Source organism: Ruegeria sp. AM1, from assembly GCF_056540745.1.
On record NZ_JBQFXH010000001.1, the window covers coordinates 764,266 to 782,129 of the forward strand.

At 58.2% G+C, this 17,864-nt stretch carries 15 protein-coding genes and 3 tRNA genes; 11 read left to right on the forward strand and 7 right to left on the reverse strand.

The window, feature by feature from the left end; all coding sequences use genetic code 11:
- Positions 1-25: 25 nt before the first annotated feature.
- From ACR0I7_RS03820 to ACR0I7_RS03830, 3 genes are read left to right on the forward strand one after another with little or no spacing between them, the layout of a single operon-like run.
- Positions 26-418: a COG4315 family predicted lipoprotein gene (locus ACR0I7_RS03820; protein ID WP_480508586.1), complete on the forward strand. Its 393-nt coding sequence runs from the start codon at positions 26-28 to the stop codon at positions 416-418.
- A 41-nt stretch (positions 419-459) separates the two neighbouring features.
- Positions 460-972 (forward strand): RNA polymerase sigma factor, encoded by a 513-nt coding sequence (locus ACR0I7_RS03825; RefSeq protein ID WP_480508588.1) that lies wholly within the window; start codon positions 460-462, stop codon positions 970-972.
- Entirely contained in the window at positions 969-1,715 is a 747-nt protein-coding gene (locus tag ACR0I7_RS03830; protein WP_480508590.1) for an anti-sigma factor family protein, read from the forward strand. The genes ACR0I7_RS03825 and ACR0I7_RS03830 overlap by 4 nt, the downstream gene beginning before the upstream one ends.
- A gap of 61 nt (positions 1,716-1,776) precedes the next feature.
- On the opposite strand, the gene gyrA is transcribed toward ACR0I7_RS03830, so the two are convergent.
- The gene (gene gyrA, locus ACR0I7_RS03835; RefSeq protein ID WP_480508592.1) at positions 1,777-4,500 is read right to left on the reverse strand and encodes a DNA gyrase subunit A; all 2,724 of its coding nucleotides are present in this window, start codon (positions 4,498-4,500) and stop codon (positions 1,777-1,779) included.
- A gap of 193 nt (positions 4,501-4,693) precedes the next feature.
- On the opposite strand from gyrA, the gene ACR0I7_RS03840 reads away from it, so the two are divergent.
- On the forward strand, positions 4,694-4,963 hold the full coding sequence (locus tag ACR0I7_RS03840) for an usg protein (RefSeq protein ID WP_480508594.1): 270 nt from the start codon (positions 4,694-4,696) through the stop codon (positions 4,961-4,963).
- A gap of 9 nt (positions 4,964-4,972) precedes the next feature.
- Here ACR0I7_RS03840 and ACR0I7_RS03845 read toward each other — a convergent pair whose 3' ends face one another.
- Positions 4,973-6,544, reverse strand: a complete 1,572-nt coding sequence (locus ACR0I7_RS03845; protein ID WP_480508596.1) for a caspase family protein — start codon at positions 6,542-6,544, stop codon at positions 4,973-4,975.
- A gap of 103 nt (positions 6,545-6,647) precedes the next feature.
- Positions 6,648-7,601 (reverse strand): radical SAM protein, encoded by a 954-nt coding sequence (locus tag ACR0I7_RS03850; RefSeq protein ID WP_480508598.1) that lies wholly within the window; start codon positions 7,599-7,601, stop codon positions 6,648-6,650.
- Between the two features lie 162 nt (positions 7,602-7,763).
- Between ACR0I7_RS03850 and zwf the strand changes: the two genes are divergently transcribed.
- The 4 genes from zwf (at position 7,764) to ACR0I7_RS03870 (ending at position 13,289) form a co-directional block, all read left to right on the forward strand.
- Entirely contained in the window at positions 7,764-9,218 is a 1,455-nt protein-coding gene (zwf, locus tag ACR0I7_RS03855) for a glucose-6-phosphate dehydrogenase (RefSeq protein WP_480508600.1), read from the forward strand.
- Positions 9,215-9,886 (forward strand): 6-phosphogluconolactonase, encoded by a 672-nt coding sequence (gene pgl / locus ACR0I7_RS03860; protein ID WP_480508602.1) that lies wholly within the window; start codon positions 9,215-9,217, stop codon positions 9,884-9,886. Before zwf ends, pgl begins: the two co-directional genes overlap by 4 nt.
- A gap of 5 nt (positions 9,887-9,891) precedes the next feature.
- Positions 9,892-11,496: a glucose-6-phosphate isomerase gene (gene pgi / locus ACR0I7_RS03865; protein ID WP_480508604.1), complete on the forward strand. Its 1,605-nt coding sequence runs from the start codon at positions 9,892-9,894 to the stop codon at positions 11,494-11,496.
- A gap of 173 nt (positions 11,497-11,669) precedes the next feature.
- Positions 11,670-13,289: a long-chain-fatty-acid--CoA ligase gene (locus ACR0I7_RS03870; protein WP_480508606.1), complete on the forward strand. Its 1,620-nt coding sequence runs from the start codon at positions 11,670-11,672 to the stop codon at positions 13,287-13,289.
- 18 nt (positions 13,290-13,307) lie between these two features.
- On the opposite strand, the gene ACR0I7_RS03875 is transcribed toward ACR0I7_RS03870, so the two are convergent.
- The 3 genes from ACR0I7_RS03875 to ACR0I7_RS03885 all read right to left on the reverse strand — a co-directional run bounded on the left by ACR0I7_RS03875 (position 13,308) and on the right by ACR0I7_RS03885 (position 14,569).
- Positions 13,308-13,382: transfer RNA gene (locus ACR0I7_RS03875), tRNA-Asn, on the reverse strand.
- A gap of 129 nt (positions 13,383-13,511) precedes the next feature.
- A tRNA-Asn gene (locus tag ACR0I7_RS03880) sits at positions 13,512-13,586 on the reverse strand.
- A gap of 74 nt (positions 13,587-13,660) precedes the next feature.
- Positions 13,661-14,569 (reverse strand): MBL fold metallo-hydrolase, encoded by a 909-nt coding sequence (locus ACR0I7_RS03885; protein WP_480508608.1) that lies wholly within the window; start codon positions 14,567-14,569, stop codon positions 13,661-13,663.
- 50 nt (positions 14,570-14,619) lie between these two features.
- Between ACR0I7_RS03885 and ACR0I7_RS03890 the strand changes: the two genes are divergently transcribed.
- Positions 14,620-15,939, forward strand: a complete 1,320-nt coding sequence (locus ACR0I7_RS03890) for an ATP-binding protein (RefSeq protein WP_480508610.1) — start codon at positions 14,620-14,622, stop codon at positions 15,937-15,939.
- A 4-nt stretch (positions 15,940-15,943) separates the two neighbouring features.
- Here ACR0I7_RS03890 and ACR0I7_RS03895 read toward each other — a convergent pair.
- A tRNA-Ile gene (locus tag ACR0I7_RS03895) sits at positions 15,944-16,020 on the reverse strand.
- 106 nt (positions 16,021-16,126) lie between these two features.
- On the opposite strand from ACR0I7_RS03895, the gene purM reads away from it, so the two are divergent.
- Positions 16,127-17,173 (forward strand): phosphoribosylformylglycinamidine cyclo-ligase, encoded by a 1,047-nt coding sequence (purM, locus tag ACR0I7_RS03900; protein WP_480508612.1) that lies wholly within the window; start codon positions 16,127-16,129, stop codon positions 17,171-17,173.
- On the forward strand, positions 17,170-17,766 hold the full coding sequence (gene purN / locus ACR0I7_RS03905; RefSeq protein WP_480508614.1) for a phosphoribosylglycinamide formyltransferase: 597 nt from the start codon (positions 17,170-17,172) through the stop codon (positions 17,764-17,766). The genes purM and purN overlap by 4 nt, the downstream gene beginning before the upstream one ends.
- Positions 17,767-17,864 lie beyond the last annotated feature (98 nt).

Genomic DNA, 17,864 nt, shown 5'->3' on the forward strand with positions numbered 1-17,864 from the left:
AGACCTGAAAAAAGTTGGAGAAACCATGTCGTTTAAATTCATCTCATTGTCCGGCGTTGTGCTGGTTGCAACCGCGGGTCTGGCGTTGGCCGATGGTCATGGTGCGGTCCCGGCCGTGACCGGAGAGCTCAATGGTGAGACCTTCATCATGGATGCGCATAAGATGACCCTTTATACCTTTGATAAAGATGAGGATTCTGTTTCGAACTGCTACGATGACTGCGCCACAAAATGGCCGCCTCTGGCGGGTGAGGCCGGTATGGATCTGCCCAAAGGTTACAGCGTGATCGAGCGTAAGGATGGCACCCTGCAGGTCGCCTATAAGGGTCAGCCGCTGTATCTGTGGTTCAAGGATGAAAAGCCCGGCGACATGACTGGTGATGGCGTCAAAGGCGTTTGGCATATCGCGCGCCCATAAATTCAGGTATCGGGGGCGGGTTCGTCCCGCCCCGCAAGAAAATGATGATCCAATCCTTCGACACACAGCTCGAAAACTGCCTGCCTGATCTTTGGCGCTATGCCTGGTCGCTGACACGCGACCGGGATGCTGCTGACGATCTGGTTCAGGATTGTATCGAGCGTGCCTTGCGCAAGCGTTTGCTTTGGATACCCGGACGCCCGCTGAAACCCTGGCTGACCCGTATTCTTCTTAACCTGTTCCGCGACCGATGGCGCCGTGAGGCGCGCTTTCGCGCGGTTGGTCTTGATCAGATCGGTGAGATTGCCTCATCCTCGCACAGTGCGGAAGAACGGCTGGAGATCACGGCGATCTGGCAAAGTTTGGAGCGCGTTCCGCAAGAACAGCGCGAAGCGTTGTTGGCAGTGGTGATTGGCGGACTAAGCTATGAAGAGGCGGCCACAGCTTTGGGAATTCCAAAGGGCACGCTGATGTCGCGTATTTCCCGCGCGCGGTCTAAGATATGCGCCGATATGGATGCGCCCACCACGACTAAGATCAGGAGCGTAAAATGACTCCGCACCCGTCAATCCAAGAACTGATCCAGCGCAGTGTAGATGGAGAGCTGTCTGACAGTGACCGTGAACATCTGGAACGCCACCTCAAGGCCCATCCGGATGATGCCGCGTTGCTGGAACAGTTGCAGCGGCAGGCTGCGCTGATCCGTCAGAGCGTTCCTGTTCCGTCACCCGCGCATCTGCGCGATTTACGCCAACATGCAGAACGCGGCCGCATGCAACCGATGCGCCTCGCTGCGTCGGTTGCGATCTTTGCCGCAGGTTTGGGGCTGGGCGCATTGTTGCCGTTCAAAACCACCAATGATCCGGTTGGTCTTGTTGTGTTCGCAGATCACGCCAAGGCCGCCCATGCCCTGTATGTCAGCGAAGTGCTGCACCCGGTTGAGGTTGACGCATCGCAAAAGGATCACCTGCAAACCTGGCTGTCCAACCGGCTGGGCGCGGCTATTATCGCGCCACAACTTGGTGATAGCGGATATTCCTTGATCGGGGGGCGGTTGCTGCCTGCGGGCGATCAGGCCTCGGCGCTATTCATGTATGAAAATCAACAGGGTGACCGGCTGAGCCTGCTGGCCAAACACGGGACATCGACGCAAAATCAGTCTTTTCGGTTTCAGGACGAAGACGGCTATCTTGTTGTTTTCTGGCAGGACGGCCCGTGGCAATATTCTTTAGTTGGGCGAGAGCCAAGAGAACCGATGGGTGAGATTGCACGGATGATTCACGGGCAGCTGATCTAGGCGCAGCCCTAAACATCAGATCAAAAAGCCCCGCAGACGTCGCTGCGGGGCTTTTTTCATTCTATTCTTCGGTGTCCTCATCGCCCTGATCTGCGATCCAGGCAACGCTGACGACCTCTTCGCCCTTGCCAGTGTTGAACACTTTCACACCACCGGCCGAGCGGGAGCGGAAGGATATCCCATCCACCGGTACACGGATCGACTGACCCTTGGATGTGGCCAGCATGATCTGGTCATCAATCTCAACCGGGAAAGAGGCAACCAGTTCCCCTCCGCGCATGGCCTTATCCATCGCAGCAACACCCATGCCGCCGCGTCCGCGGACGGGGTAGTCGTGGCTGGAGCTCAACTTGCCTGCACCACCCGATGTGATCGTCAAGATCAGGTTTTCCGCTGCCGACATTTCGGCATAGCGTTCTTGGGTAATCAGGCCCGGAGTGGCCTCGTCCTCGTCCGTTTCGCCATCATCGGCAATCCCGGCCACGGCGCGGCGCATCTTGAGGTATGCGGCCCGTTCATCCGGGTCGGCCTCGAAATGGCGGATCACGGACATCGACACTACGCGATCACCATTGCTCAGCCGGATGCCGCGCACACCGGTGGATTCGCGCGAGTTGAAAACGCGCACATCCGTGGTGCGGAAGCGGATCGCACGGCCCGAATTGGTGATCAGCATCACGTCTTCGTCCTCGGAACAGATGCGCGCATTCACCAGTTCCACATCTTCGGGCAGCTTCATCGCGATCTTGCCGTTCCGACGGACATTCGTGAAGTCCGACAAGCGGTTGCGCCGCACGTCGCCCGCGCTGGTCGCAAAGACGATCTGCAGGTTCTCCCACTCCTCATCCGGCACATCGACCGGCATAATGGCCGCGATGGAGACGCCGGTTGGAATGGGCAGAATGTTGACGATGGCCTTGCCCTTACCGGTGCGGCTGGATTGCGGCAGGCGCCAGGTCTTTAGCTTGTAGACCATCCCTTCGGTGGTGAAGAACAGCAGTTGCGTATGCGTGTTCGCCACGAAGAGGTTGGTGACCACATCCTCTTCCTTGGTCTGCATCCCCGACAAGCCCTTGCCGCCGCGTTTCTGAGCCCGGAAATCGGCCAGCGGCGTCCGCTTGATATAGCCGCCCGAGGTGACGGTCACGACCATATCTTCGCGTTCGATCAGGTCTTCGTCTTCCATGTCGCCGGACCAGTCGACGATCTCCGTGCGGCGTGGCACTGCGAATTGCTCGCGCACTTCGCGCAGCTCATCCCCGATGATCGACATGATGCGCTCGCGCGAGGACAGAATATCAAGATATTCCTGTATCTTGGCGGCCAGTTCTTCCAGCTCGTCGGTGACTTCTTTGACGCCAATCTGGGTCAGGCGTTGCAGGCGCAGATCGAGGATGGCGCGGGCCTGAACCTCGGTCAGGTTATAGGTGCCGTCGTCGTTCATCTTGGACAGCGGATCGTCGATCAGGCGCAGATAGCCTTCGATCTCGGCCGCAGGCCAGCGACGGGTCATCAGCTTCTCGCGCGCCTCGGCGGCGTCGGCGGACGAACGGATGGTGGCGACCACCTCATCCACGTTCGATACCGCGACCGCCAGGCCACACAGAATGTGGCTGCGCTCACGTGCTTTCCGCAGATCATAGGCGGTGCGCCGGGCAACGACATCTTCACGGAAGTCGATGAAGGACGTCAGGAACCGGCGCAGCGTCAGCTGTTCAGGCCGTCCACCGTTCAGCGCCAGCATGTTGCAGCCAAAGGAGGTCTGCATCGGCGAGAAACGATAAAGCTGGTTCAGCACCACCTCGGGCGTTGCGTCGCGTTTCAGCTCGACCACGACCCGTACACCGTTGCGGTCGGATTCGTCCTGCACGTGGCTCACGCCTTCGATGCGCTTTTCACGCACGGCCTCGGCGATCTTTTCAATCATCGAGGCTTTGTTCACCTGATAGGGGATCTCATCCACAACAATCGCATAACGATCTCTACGAATTTCTTCGACACGCGTTTTGGCGCGGATGATGACGCTGCCGCGCCCTTCCAAATAAGCTTTGCGCGCCCCCGAACGGCCCAGCATCACGCCTCCAGTCGGGAAGTCGGGGCCAGGGACATATTCGATTAACTGCTCGGATGTCAGATCTGGATCGTCGATCAGCGCCAGTGTTGCATCAACGACTTCGCCCAGATTGTGCGGCGGAATGTTGGTCGCCATACCTACGGCGATACCACCGGCACCATTGACCAGCATATTCGGGAAACGGGCGGGTAGGACGGTCGGCTCTTTGTCTTTGCCGTCATAGTTGTCCTGAAAATCTACCGTCTCTTTTTCGATATCGGCCAGCAGGGACGCGGCAGGTTTGTCCATCCGTACTTCGGTATACCGCATGGCCGCCGGGTTATCGCCGTCCATCGATCCAAAGTTGCCCTGACCGTCCAGCAACGGCAGCGACATCGAGAAATCCTGCGCCATTCGCACCAGCGCGTCATAGATCGCACTGTCGCCGTGCGGGTGGTACTTACCCATCACATCGCCAACAGGACGCGCCGACTTGCGATACGCCTTGTCATGCGTGTTCCCGGTCTCGTGCATCGCATAAAGGATACGCCGGTGAACCGGTTTCAGCCCATCGCGCAGATCGGGGATTGCGCGGCTTACGATGACCGACATTGCATAGTCCAGATAGGACGTGCGCATTTCGGATTCGATGGACACCGTCGGACCGTCGTAGACGGGGCGCTCGGGCGGGTTTTCATCCATGTTTTCAGGAATTTCTGGCGTATCGCTCACGTAAACTGCCCGTGTATTGTTCTGGGTCTATATCTTGTGGATGCACCTTATCAGACCCGGCACATAAGGTGCAAGCAAGCAACGGTTTTGTCTGCGAGAAACCGAAGTAACACCTGAGTAACATATTGTTAAGTAAGGATTAGGTGGTTGTCGTGCTATCATGCAGAGACCTTGCAAGAAATTGGAGGTCTGCATGAAGCGAAGTGAAACGGAATTGATGCTCAAGGGATATGGGCTGACGACGGCAGAGTTCTTTTACCACATGCCCGACTATATCCATGTCCTGAATACGTTCATCTGGCAGGAGTATGATCTGGCGCCAGATCATCCGAAACTGTTCGAATTTATCGAGTTCTGGCAGCGGGAAATCGAAGGTCCGCTGCATTCGGTCCGCTATACCCATCGCAAGATGATCGCCCCGGGCGAGTGGCGCAATATGGTGGGTGAGTTTCGTGTGAACTGACGTTTCGGCTCAGCCCGCGCGCCAGGCATAAACCGAACACCCGGTTGAGCCGGTGCTAGTAAAGCTGTTGCCATCTTCGGCCAGACGCCCGCGCCATTTGACCGTGATGCCGGGGAAGTAGTCGGTCCCGCTCAGCTGCTGATCATTCAGATACACCTCGGTATTCGCATTTTGACCAAGCGAGTCGGACAGACGACCCGAGAACTTGTTTGCGCCGGACTTCACATAGTTGATAGACCCGGTGACCTTCACGACCAGCGCGCAGGTTGCCTTGTATTTCCAACTGCCAACGAGTGAGAGGGCGCTCGTAGTCGATGTGGTCGGCGCGGCGGCGGTTGTTTCGCAGATCGTACCGCTTTTTCCCTCGAGTTCTTGCAACGCATGTTTTGTACCAAGGTCATCTGGCCCCAGTGTTGAGGCGCTGGCCGATAGATAGCTTGCAAAAGCGCGCTTTGTTCTGGGTCCGGCGATGCCATCCGCCCCGCCAGCGCTGCATCCCAGCGCGTTCAAAGCCGCCTGCGTGGCGCGCATCACCTGAATGTCGTCGGATATGACCGGCACGCTGACCAGTTCGACGGGCGTTTCGCCGCCGCGTAGGTTGGTCTCTTCGGTTGGCGTTACGGCGGCGGCGGTAAGACCTTCGCGGATTTGTAGTGCAACCTGATAGCTGTAAGCCTCTGTCTGATCTGAGTATTTCTCAAGAAATGTATCAAACGCATCAACTGTTCCAACGGATCTGGCCAGATTCAGGTCAGCACGCATGTCATCTGCGGGACCAGATGCAGTCTTATCGTCCTCCGAGGTCTGAACCGCCGGGGTAAAGTAGAACTCGCCCAGTAGCTCATCGTAATAGGCTGGGGTCTGCTCGTGTTGTACGGTGCGGGACAGATCCCTGACCTCGGTCCGAAGACCCGCCACCATGCTGCGCAACTCAAGCCCTGGCTGGGACAGGCGCGGCAGAAGGGCACGGGTAAACACCGAATTCCGCGCGACATCATCATCGCTGAGCCGATCCAACGCCATTTGTCCTGCACCGGCCGAGAAAATCACGAACATGCCTTGTGGTGCGTTGATCCGACCCAATCCGCGCGTACCGCCGATGCTGCGTCCGTTGGTTGTTTTGAATGGGTTGTCGCGGCAGGCATCAATGATTGCAATCGACGTCCGGGCCCCCGTGGCACGGACCCGGTCCAAAAGGTTGGACAGGGCGATCGATTCCGATTTGATGAAATCGGATTGGCCCGCCTTCGGCGTCTCGATATCGGTGGGCAGCAGATAGTTTTCACCATCTATTTCAACGCCATGGCCCGCAAAAAAGATGAATGCGGTGTCACCAGATTCCAACTGCGCGGTGAACTCGGAAATACGTTGGTTCATGCCGCGACGATCTAGGTTGACTCCCTGAAAGGTCTCGAACCCCAGGCCTTCAAGCTTTGTTGTGATGGCCTGCGCATCCGCAACCGCCTTTTGCAAATCGACAACCGAGTCATAGTCGTCATTGCCGATCACCAGTGCCAGGCGATCCTGCGCCCAAAGCGGGGCGGCCAAAACTAAGAAACAAAAACCAAACAACCACTTCATTGGCACGGCCCGCATTTAGAACACTATGGTCCATGATATACGGGATCACGGCTGAGATGCGCAGTGAAATTGATCACTCAGAAAAAATACCGCGCCATTCTGATCAGGCAGAGCAGCTTGCGCCCCCCAAAACACAGAACTTTGCGCAATGCGGATGGTTCAGGTGGACATCGGCCTCGGCTTCGGCCAGCGATGTGCCCATTTCAAACTCGGGCGCATAGGGCAGCAGGGTGCATGCCAGTACAGCCGGGCGTTCGGCCCCCTTGCGTTTCACGACCATGCGAGAGTTTGAGCACATCACAGCGTCGGGAGACTTGTCCAGAATACCCCAACAGGCGGTCGTAATCTCGGGCACCTCGACCTGCTCATCCATTTCGGGGAACAGAACCGTCTGGCCCGGATTCAGTGCGTCTATGTCAAAGCCGTGTGCATCAAAAAACGCCTGATACCCTGCGCGGCTGTCTGCATCGGTTTCGCCCCACATGGTGCGGCCTGCAATCGCCATCCGAAAGCCGTTATCGCGCAGCCATTCCATCCCCGTGATGGTCTTGGCAAAGCTGCCTTTCCCACGTTCGGTATCGTGCAGATCGGCGCGATAGTGATCGACAGAAATCCGCAGCGTCAGCTTATCCGTATAGTCCCGCTGCAACGCCAGCAAGCCTTCGCGCATCTTCCGGCGCATCATCGGCAGCATGGCGTTGGTCAGAACCAGCACCTCATAGCCGCGTTCCAGCGATGCGCGCAGCATATCTATCATCTCGGGGTTCATGAACGGCTCACCACCGGTGAAACCAATCTCGCGGATGGGCCAGTTGCGCTGATCAATCTGGTCGAGGTAATCGCTCACCTCTGCAGCGCTGATATAAACCAGCGCATCATTTGTGGGGCTGCTGGCGATATAGCAGTTCACACATTCGATGTTGCATAAGGTTCCGGTGTTGAACCACAACGTCTCGGGGTTGCTCAGCGCGACCGAAGCGCGGGTCTGACCATCCGCTGTCACCAATTTGTTCCTAAACTTGCCGATATTGGCGATCTGAGGGGCGTTGTCTTTCATTCGATGTCCGGTCGGTTGAAACTGTCTGTCCGATGTAACCGGTTGTAGGGTAAGAGTTAAGGTTGTTGTCACTGTGCTGACAGAGTTTTGATGAGCGGGAAGATCTAATAAATGGTGGCGCTAACATTAGACATGCATCTGGTTGCAAGGTAAGGACAGCTCATGGTTTCTCGCGTCATACCCGTAGACCCATTTGATCTGGTTATATTCGGCGGGACCGGCGATCTGGCGCAACGCAAGATCCTGCCGGCGCTGTTCCGTAGGTATTGTGCCGGGCAGTGGCCGGAAGAGGTTCAGATCATTGCTGCTGCGCGCAGCGACCATGGTCGCGCGGCGTTTCAGGCCGTGGTTGCCGAATCGTTGCAGTCCCATGCAGCCGATGAGGCAGGTGATACGGCCAAGCTGAACGGCTTTTTGCAGCGCGTAGATTATGTATGCGTCGATGCGCTGTCAGATCAGGGATGGCGCCAGCTTGCTGAGAAGCTGCATGGCGGATGCATCCGAGCCTTTTATTTTTCCGTTGGTCCCCGCCTTTTCGGACCGCTGGCCGAGCGGATCAAGTCCAACGGGATGGCGACAGCCCAGACGCGGATCGTTGTTGAAAAGCCGTTTGGTCATGATCTGCAAAGCGCGCGCGATCTGAATGCGACGCTTGCGGCCCATTTTGACGAAGGTCAGATTTACCGGATCGATCACTATCTGGGCAAAGAAACAGTTCAGAATTTGATGGCTGTTCGATTTGGTAACATGTTGTTTGAACCGCTGTGGAACAGTCAATATGTCGATCACATCCAGATTACGGTTGCCGAGACCGTCGGCATCGGCGGGCGCGAGGAGTACTATGAACGCGCAGGGGCCATGCGGGACATGGTGCAGAATCACTTGATGCAACTTTTGTGTCTGATCGCGATGGAACCACCCGCAAAATTTGACCCCGATGCGGTGCGGGACGAAAAGCTCAAGGTCATTCGCGCCCTCGATCTGGTTGAACCGCATCATATCGTGCGGGGGCAGTTTGCCGAAGGGCCTGACGGGCCCGGCTATCGCGAGGTTGTTGGCAATCCGCGCTCATCGACCGAAAGCTATGTTGCGCTGCGCGCCCATGTCAGCAACTGGAGATGGGCGGGAACGCCGTTCTACTTGCGCACGGGCAAGCGGCTGGTAGCGCGATCCTCGGTGATCAACGTCATGTTCAAAGATGCGCCGCATTCGATTTTTGGGGAAGAGGCGGGCCGGCACGCAAACATGTTGTCGATCCGCTTGCAGCCAAACGAAGGGATTACGTTGAAGGTGACGATCAAAGAACCGGGGCAGGGTGGTATGCGACTGATGGATGTGCCCCTGGATATGAGCTTTGCAGAGGCCTTAGGCCCAGACGTCCAGAATGCCCCCGACGCTTATGAGCGGCTTGTGATGGACGTCATCCGCGGCAATCAGACCCTGTTCATGCGCGGAGACGAGGTCGAGGCGGCATGGGCCTGGACCGACCCGATTATCGCGGGCTGGCAGGCGCGCGGTGATGTGCCGAAACCTTATGAAAGTGGCAGTACCGGTCCCGGCGACGCCGAGCTGCTGATGAAACGCGATGGTCGTCACTGGCAAGGGATCAATCCATGAGAATTATGGAATATGCAGACCGCGACATGCTGGCCATTGATGTGGCGAACGCGCTGGCCGGAGATATCGAAGCCGCGCTGCTGCACCACGATACCGTCGCGCTGGCGGTTGCAGGGGGCACCACGCCCGGGCCGGTCTTTGACAGCCTGTGTGCAGCTGATCTGGAATGGAATCGGGTTCGCGTTCTACCCACCGATGAACGCTGTGTTCCCGGTGACAGCGAACGCTCGAACGAGCGCCTGATCCGCGCGCGCTTGCTGACCAACCGGGCAGCGACCGCTACGTATCTGCCGCTCTACCTGCCTGGGAAAGAAGCCGAGGCAGTGCTGCCCGAAATCGAATCCCAGATTGCGCCCGTTCTGCCACTATCTGTCCTGCTGCTTGGGATGGGGGAGGATATGCACACGGCCTCTCTGTTTCCCGGGATGGACGGGCTGGCTGAGGCATTGGAAGGCTCGGCCCACACGCTTGCGGTGGCGCGTACGGAAACGCAGCCCGAACCTCGTATCACACTGACGGCGCCGGTGCTGGATGGGGCCTTGTCAAAGCATCTGGTGATCTTTGGGGCTGCAAAGCGCGATGCCCTTGAACAGGCGATGGCGCTGCCACCCGAAGAGGCCCCGATATCAGCGGTTCTGAGCGGGATTTGTGTGCATTGGGCGGAGTAAGAGTTATGCAATTGGATGCACTTCGGGCCCTTGCGGCCAGAGACCTGAAAATCCTTGATCTTTTTGATGAAACACCGGATCGGGCGCAGCGCTTTGCTGCATCGACCGGGGATTTACTGTTTGATTATTCGAAAACACAGATCGACGCCCAGACGCGAGCAGCACTGATCACCCTATGCGACGCTGCGGGTCTGGAGGTCTGGCGCGAGGCGATGTTCACGGGCCAAAAGATTAACGAAACCGAAAGCCGCGCAGTGTTGCACACAGCATTGCGCAATCTGGATGGTGACCCGGTCGAGGTAGATGGTCAGGATGTCATGCCCGAGGTTCTGGCCACCCTGCAGCGCATGCGTGTCTTTGCAGAAGAGGTGCGCGGCGGCGCCGTGCAGGGGGCAGGGGGCAGCTTTACGGATGTCGTGAATATCGGCATCGGCGGTTCGGATCTTGGGCCGGTCATGGCAACGCATGCCCTGTCGCCTTATCACGATGGACCGCGCCTGCATTATGTGTCGAATGTCGATGGCGCACATATTGCCGACACGCTCCGGCAGCTTGATCCGACGCGGACACTGGTGATCGTGGCGTCCAAAACCTTTACAACGATTGAAACTATGACCAACGCGCGCACGGCGCGGGCCTGGATGAAGGATGGCGGTGGCGATCCGGCTGCACAGTTTGCAGCAGTCTCCAGCGCGCTGGACAAGACGCAAGCGTTTGGCATCCCTGAGGATCGCGTGTTTGGCTTTGCCGACTGGGTTGGCGGGCGCTATTCAGTGTGGGGGCCGGTAGGCCTGCCCGTGATGATCGCGGTTGGCTCCAACGCATTTGATGCTTTCTTGCGCGGCGGACAGGCGATGGACCTGCATTTTCGCACCGCCGAGTGGGCGGAAAACATGCCGGTGATGCTGGCCCTGTCGGGGATTTGGCACCGTCAGGTGTTGGGACATGCAAGTCGTGCGGTGTTGCCCTATGATCAACGTCTGCTGCGTTTGCCGGCCTATTTTCAACAGCTTGAGATGGAATCGAACGGCAAATCAGTCGCGATGAATGGCGATGACCTGACCGTTCCCTCTGGCCCGGTGGTTTGGGGGGAACCTGGCACCAACGGCCAGCACGCTTTCTACCAGTTGATCCATCAGGGAACCGATATCATACCCTGCGAATTCATGGTCGCGGCCGAGGGGCACGAACCCGAACTGGCCCATCACCACCGTCTACTGCTGGCCAACTGCCTCGCTCAGTCCGAGGCTTTGATGCGTGGCCGCTCGCTGGATGAGGCGCGCGCGCGCATGGCTGAAAAAGGTCTGACGGGGGATGAACTGGAACGGCAGGCCCGTCATCGGGTCTTTCCGGGCAACCGTCCATCCACGACGCTGATCTATCCAAAGCTGACACCGTTTGTGTTGGGGCAGATTATCGCGCTGTATGAACATCGCGTATTCGTCGAAGGTGTCCTGCTGGGCATCAATTCCTTCGATCAATGGGGTGTTGAGCTTGGCAAAGAGCTTGCGACTTCTTTGGCACCGATCGTGGACGGCGAGCAAAGCGCTGCCGACAAGGATGGATCAACCGCCGCGCTGGTGGACTACGCGTTGCGTCATCGCGACTGAACCCACGCTATTTGTGTAACTTGCCCTTAGGGCAGGTTGCATTCTCTTATTGTCAGACAATTAAATGATTGGCAGGGTTGTCCAAGGGAGGGGCTCTGGCCGACCGCAGTGTTCGCTGGGGCCTGAGTTACAGCCGCGGCACAAACAGCGCGGTTGCCAAAGGGAGGACGCCCATGCTGGGACAGATGATGACGCAGCCGCTGCTGATTTCGTCACTGATAGATCATGCAGACCGCTATCATGGTCAGACCGAGATTTTTTCGGTTGAGACAGACGGGTCTGTCACGCAAACCAACTGGTCCACGATCGCCGTGAACGCACGACGCATGGCCTCGGCGCTCAGTCAGTTGGGATTGCAGCCGCAGGACCGGATCGGAACGCTGGCCTGGAACAATCGGTGTCATCTTGAGCTTTATTTCGCCACCTCTGGTGCGGGGTTTGTCTGCCATACAATCAACCCGCGTCTGTTCCCCGAGCAATTGGCCTATATCATCAACCACGCCGAAGACCGCGTGCTGTTCTTTGACGCGACCTTTACGCAGCTGGTGGCTGGTCTGCTGGAGCATCTCAAAGAGGTGCAGCATTTCGTGCTGATGGGCCCCCGGGACGATGACGCCGTGGCGCAAATACCGGGGCTGATGTTTTATGATGAACTGATCGAGACCGGCACGGCCGATTTCGAATGGCCCGATTTTGATGAAAACACCGCGTCCAGCCTTTGCTATACCTCGGGCACCACGGGGCACCCCAAGGGGGTTCTGTATTCGCACCGGTCCACCGTCTTGCACAGCTTTGCATCAAACACGCGGGACGTGATTGGGTATTCGGCTGCGGATGTGGTGATGCCAGTGGTGCCGATGTTCCATGTGAACGCATGGGGGTCACCCTATGGCTGCGCGATGTCGGGCTCGCGCATGGTTTTGCCGGGCCCTGATCTGCGCGGCGAGGCGTTGGTCGGTCTGATCGACACGTATGGCGTGACGCTTGCGATGGGGGTCCCGACGATCTGGCAGGGCCTGCTGGCGCATGCGGCGACCTCAGGAACCAGACTGGAGAGCTTGGAACGGACGGTGATCGGTGGCGCTGCATGTCCGCCCTCAATGATCGAGACGTTCCGGGAAACCTATGGCGTTGATACCGTCCACGCCTGGGGGATGAGCGAGATGAGCCCGCTGGGAACAGCAAACCTGCCGCTGGCCAAGCATGGCGACCTGCCACTTGATCAGCAGCATAAGCTGCGCGAGAATCAGGGGCGCCCGCCCTTTGGGGTCGAGCTGAAGATTGTGGACGATGACGGAAACGAGCTGCCCAACGACGGCGAGACGCAGGGTGACCTGATGGTCCGCGGGCATTGGGTTCTGGACAGCTATTTCCACATGCAGGATCAGGACCTCTTGCAGGACGGCTGGTTCGCGACGGGGGATGTCTCAACGCTTGACCCGGACGGTTATATGACGATCCGCGACCGGTCCAAGGATATCATCAAGTCGGGCGGAGAATGGATCAGTTCGGTCGAGCTGGAAAACATCGCCGTCGCCCATCCCAAACTGGCAACCGCAGCCGTCATTGGTGTGCCGCACCCCAAATGGGGGGAACGTCCGTTGCTGGTCGCTGTGAAAGCCGACGGAGCAGAGCCGAAAGCAAGCGAACTGCTTGAATTCTATGAGGGAAAAATCCCCAAATGGCAGATTCCCGACAAGGCCGTATTTGTGGATGCTTTGCCGCTGAATGCGACAGGTAAGGTTCTGAAGCGCACCTTGCGCGCGGATTTCAAAACCGAGCTATCGGGTTAGTGCCAAAAAGGGTGGAATTGGCTCCGGCGGTAGGGATCGAACCTACGACCAATTGATTAACAGTCAACTGCTCTACCGCTGAGCTACGCCGGAACGGTTCGCGCCGTATAGCAACCCGGTTCTGCCGCGTCCAGAGGGGGCGGCACATTTTTTTCGACAGAAATCCAGCCGCGACACGGAATAAGTGTAACACTTTGATTTATGTTTATTTTCAGGGAAATCTGGCTCCGGCGGTAGGGATCGAACCTACGACCAATTGATTAACAGTCAACTGCTCTACCGCTGAGCTACGCCGGAACTGAGGGGCGTATAACAATCCGGTTTTTCGGCGTCCAGCCCAGATGCGCTCCTAACTGCAAAAAGTTTTGCCGTCAGATCTGCCTGCGGAAAACGGCATCAGCAGACAGCGGGCCGATGGGGGACACGTTTGATTTTCCTGTAAGGTCAACAAGATGCGCAAATACGTTACGTTCGGCCGCGGGCAGCAAGGCTGATGGCGTTTCGGTGTAAATCTTTTCGGTCAACTGCCGGGCGGTACCCGGAGCGTCAGCCAGCGCCGCCAGAATCTGCGCCTCGCGCGCTTGTCGGTGCTGAATCAGCCAGTCCAGCCGTCCAGCCGGATCGGTGATCGGCGCGCCGTGTCCGGCATGAAAGACAGACCAGTCACGTTCGCGCAGTTTGTGGCAGGCCTCCATGAAATCGGTGAGGTCCCCGTCCGGCGGTGAGACAAGCGAACTGGCCCATCCCATCACATGATCTGCGGTGAAACAAACATCTCGCCAAGCCAAGGCAATGTGGTTTCCTAAATGACCCGGCGTATGGATGACTTCAAGCATCCAGCCGTCACCATCGATATGCTCGCCGTCGCTCAGCTCGATATCGGGGCGGAATTGGGCGTCGATGCCTTCTCCGCCGCCGGCAAGCCCCTGCTTGGCGAGGGTTGTCATCACCACGCTTCTGCCGGCTTGCGGGCCACCAAACGCCAGCACCGGCGCGCCGGTGCGCGCTGCCAGGGGGGCTGCCAGCGGCGAGTGATCCAGATGGCTGTGCGTAACAACGATATGGCTGATGCGCTGCCCCGGCTCTAATGCGGTCTCGATCGCCTCAAGATGGGCATCTGACAGCGGGCCGGGATCGATGACGGCGATATCCCGTTCGCCCAGCAAATACGTGTTGGTTCCGCGAAAGGTCATGGGCGACGGGTTTGGCGCAACAATACGCCTGAGGCCGGGCTGCAGTTCGATGGCCGCGCCATGAGGTGGATTGAAATCATTGGGCAATTGCGGTCCGTCCTCTTCCTCTTGCCGGAGTAGCCCGCTAAGTTTAACGCATGTCTACAGGATGGCTCAAACCCTATATGCCGCGCAGCCTCTATGTTCGTGCTGCACTGATTCTGGTTCTGCCGGTTGTCGTTGTGCTGCTGGTGGTTGCCATCGCGTTCTTGCAAAAACACCTTGAGAATGTGACCGATCAAATGACCCGCACAGCATCGCGTGAGGTTAACCTGATCCTTGAAACGATGGAGGACGCGGAAACTCAACAGCAGGCCCTTGCGGCCGTTCGGCCGGACCTGGTTGCGTTGCAGATGAAGATGCAGTTTCTGGCACCAAATGAGGTTCCGGTTACGCGAAAGCGCCGCTGGTACGACTTTATCGCGCCGCAAGTCGACGCTGAGATGCGCGAGTTAGTGCCAGAAACGCGAGTGGTTTCTTTGCCCAACAGTCAGGAGGCCAGCCTGTTTCTGGACACCCATCTGGGCATTCTCAAATTGACCTTTGATCGCCGCCGTCTTTCCCCGACGGCACCACATCAGCTGATCGTGACGATGTTGTTTTTTGCGATCCTCATGACGTCGATTTCATTCCTGTATATGCGCAATCAATTGCGTCCCATCACGCGACTTGCGAATGCTGCGCAGGCCTTTGGGCGCGGTCGGGTTGTGCCATACACCCCAGGTGGCGCTATTGAGGTTCGCGCTGCGGGCAATGCGTTTTTGGACATGCGGGCCCGAATCGAACGCCAGATCGAACAGCGCACGCGGATGTTGTCAGGTGTCAGCCACGATCTGCGAACGCCGCTGACACGGCTTAAGTTGGGTCTATCGATGATGCCCGAAGACGAGGCCGCACCGTTGCTGAAGGACGTGAATGAAATGCAGCTTTTGCTGGATGCTTTTCTGGATTTCTCGCGCAGTGCTGCCGAGATTGACCCGGAAGAGGTGGATGCAGAGGTGCTGCTGACTCAGATCGTGAAAGATGCGCAGCGCGCGGGATTTGCTGTCGAACTGATCTCGGTCGAAGGGCAGGGGCGATCGACCCTGCGACCGGTTGCAATTCGCCGTGCTGTTGAAAATCTGATCGGTAATGCGGTGCGGTACGGCAAGCGTGCTGAGGTCAGCCTGATGATCACTGCGAAATCACTGCGTATCCGGGTTGAGGATGACGGCCCTGGCATTCCGCCCGAACAGCGCAATGAAGCGGTCAAGCCTTTCTCGCGACTGGATCCCGCGCGTAATCAGAATCAAGGCAGCGGTGTGGGCCTGGGCCTTGCAATTGTTGCGGATATTGCGCGCACGCACGGGGGAACGCTGCGGCTTTCGCAAAGCGAACAACTTGGCGGATTGTGCGCAGATATCATCATCGGGCGGTGATTTGTGGTAGGCCCGGAGGGACTCGAACCCCCAACCAAAGCGTTATGAGCGCTCTGCTCTAACCAATTGAGCTACAGGCCCGCCTGAGCGCCTTGGGTATCACGATGGCGGCCCGCGTCAAGCCTGACCGTTGCAACATCTGTCACAATCGACTAACCCGCGCAAAAGCACTCATGAGGGAATAGCCATGACAGCGGGTAAGAACGGCATCAGCTACGCGGATGCAGGCGTCGACATTGATGCGGGGAACGCTCTGGTCGACCGGATCAAACCCGCCGCCAAACGCACCAACCGACCGGGCGTCATGAGTGGGCTGGGCGGTTTTGGAGCGCTCTTCGACCTCAAGGCTGCCGGCTACAATGACCCTATTCTTGTTGGCGCAACTGATGGTGTCGGGACCAAGCTGCGGATTGCGATTGATACCGGGGTTGTCATCGGCGTCGGCATTGATCTGGTGGCAATGTGCGTGAACGACCTGATCTGTCAGGGGGCCGAGCCGCTGTTCTTCCTCGACTATTTTGCGACCGGCAAGCTGGAAACCGATACCGCCGCGCGGATCATAGAAGGGATCGCCGAGGGGTGCGCGCAATCCGGCTGTGCCCTGATCGGTGGTGAAACTGCCGAAATGCCCGGCATGTACCCGGACGGAGATTTCGATCTGGCAGGGTTCGCCGTTGGTGCGATGGAGCGTGGCTCTGATCTGCCCGATGGTGTACAGCAGGGCGACGTTCTGTTGGGGCTGGCCTCGAACGGGGTGCATTCGAACGGCTATTCTCTGGTGCGCAAGCTGGTTGATCTGTCGGGGCTGGGCTGGGACGCAGCCTGCCCATTTGGTAAGGGAACGCTGGGAGAGGCGCTGCTGACGCCCACGCGCCTTTATGTGAAACCTGCGCTGGATGCGATCCGGGCAGGGGGGGTACACGCACTTGCGCATATCACCGGCGGCGGCCTGACCGAGAACCTGCCGCGTGTGTTGGCCGATGGCCTTGGTGCAGATATCGACCTGACGGCCTGGGATTTGCCACCCGTGTTCAGCTGGCTGGCCGAGACCGGTGGCATCGTCGAATCCGAAATGCTCAAGACCTTTAACTGCGGCATCGGCATGATCGTTGTTTGCGCCGCCGATCAGGCCGAGGCTCTGTCGGCGTTGCTGACGGGTGCCGGTGAAACTGTCGCTCGGATCGGTACGGTGACCGGGGCCGAAGGGGTCCGCTATTCAGGGCAGCTCTTGTGAGCCACAAACGCGTTGCGATCCTGATCTCGGGTGGCGGCTCCAACATGGTGTCGCTGGTCGATAGCATGACCGATGATCATCCGGCGCGGCCCTGTCTGGTGTTGTCGAACGATGCGCAGGCGGGCGGGCTGAGAAAGGCCGCCGACCGGGGCATCGCAACAGCCGCTGTCGATCACCGCCCGTTCAAAGGCGACCGTGCCGCATTTGAGGCCGAGTTGTTGAAACCCATCGTCGAGGCCGAACCTGACATCGTCTGTCTGGCAGGGTTCATGCGGGTGCTTACCGCAGATTTTGTGTCCCGCTTTCAGGGGCACATGTTGAACATTCATCCGTCTTTGTTGCCGAAATACAAAGGCTTGCATACACATGCCCGCGCGCTTGAGGCGCAGGATGCCGAGCATGGTTGCACGGTGCATGAAGTCACCGCCGCGCTGGATGACGGACCCATTCTTGGGCAGGCCCGTGTTCGAATCGAACCGGACGATACGCCCGATACGCTGGCGGCGCGGGTGCTGGTGTTCGAACATCAGCTCTATCCGGCGGTTTTGCGACGCTTTGCGCAAGGCAACAGAACACCAGTTCTGCTGCCCTGATTACCTGTGGGTGATTTACACGCCCATACTATTCAGCCTATGGTCGCCTGTAGCGCTCGGAACAAGGAAAAATATCGGGCAGACTCAAGAACAAGAGC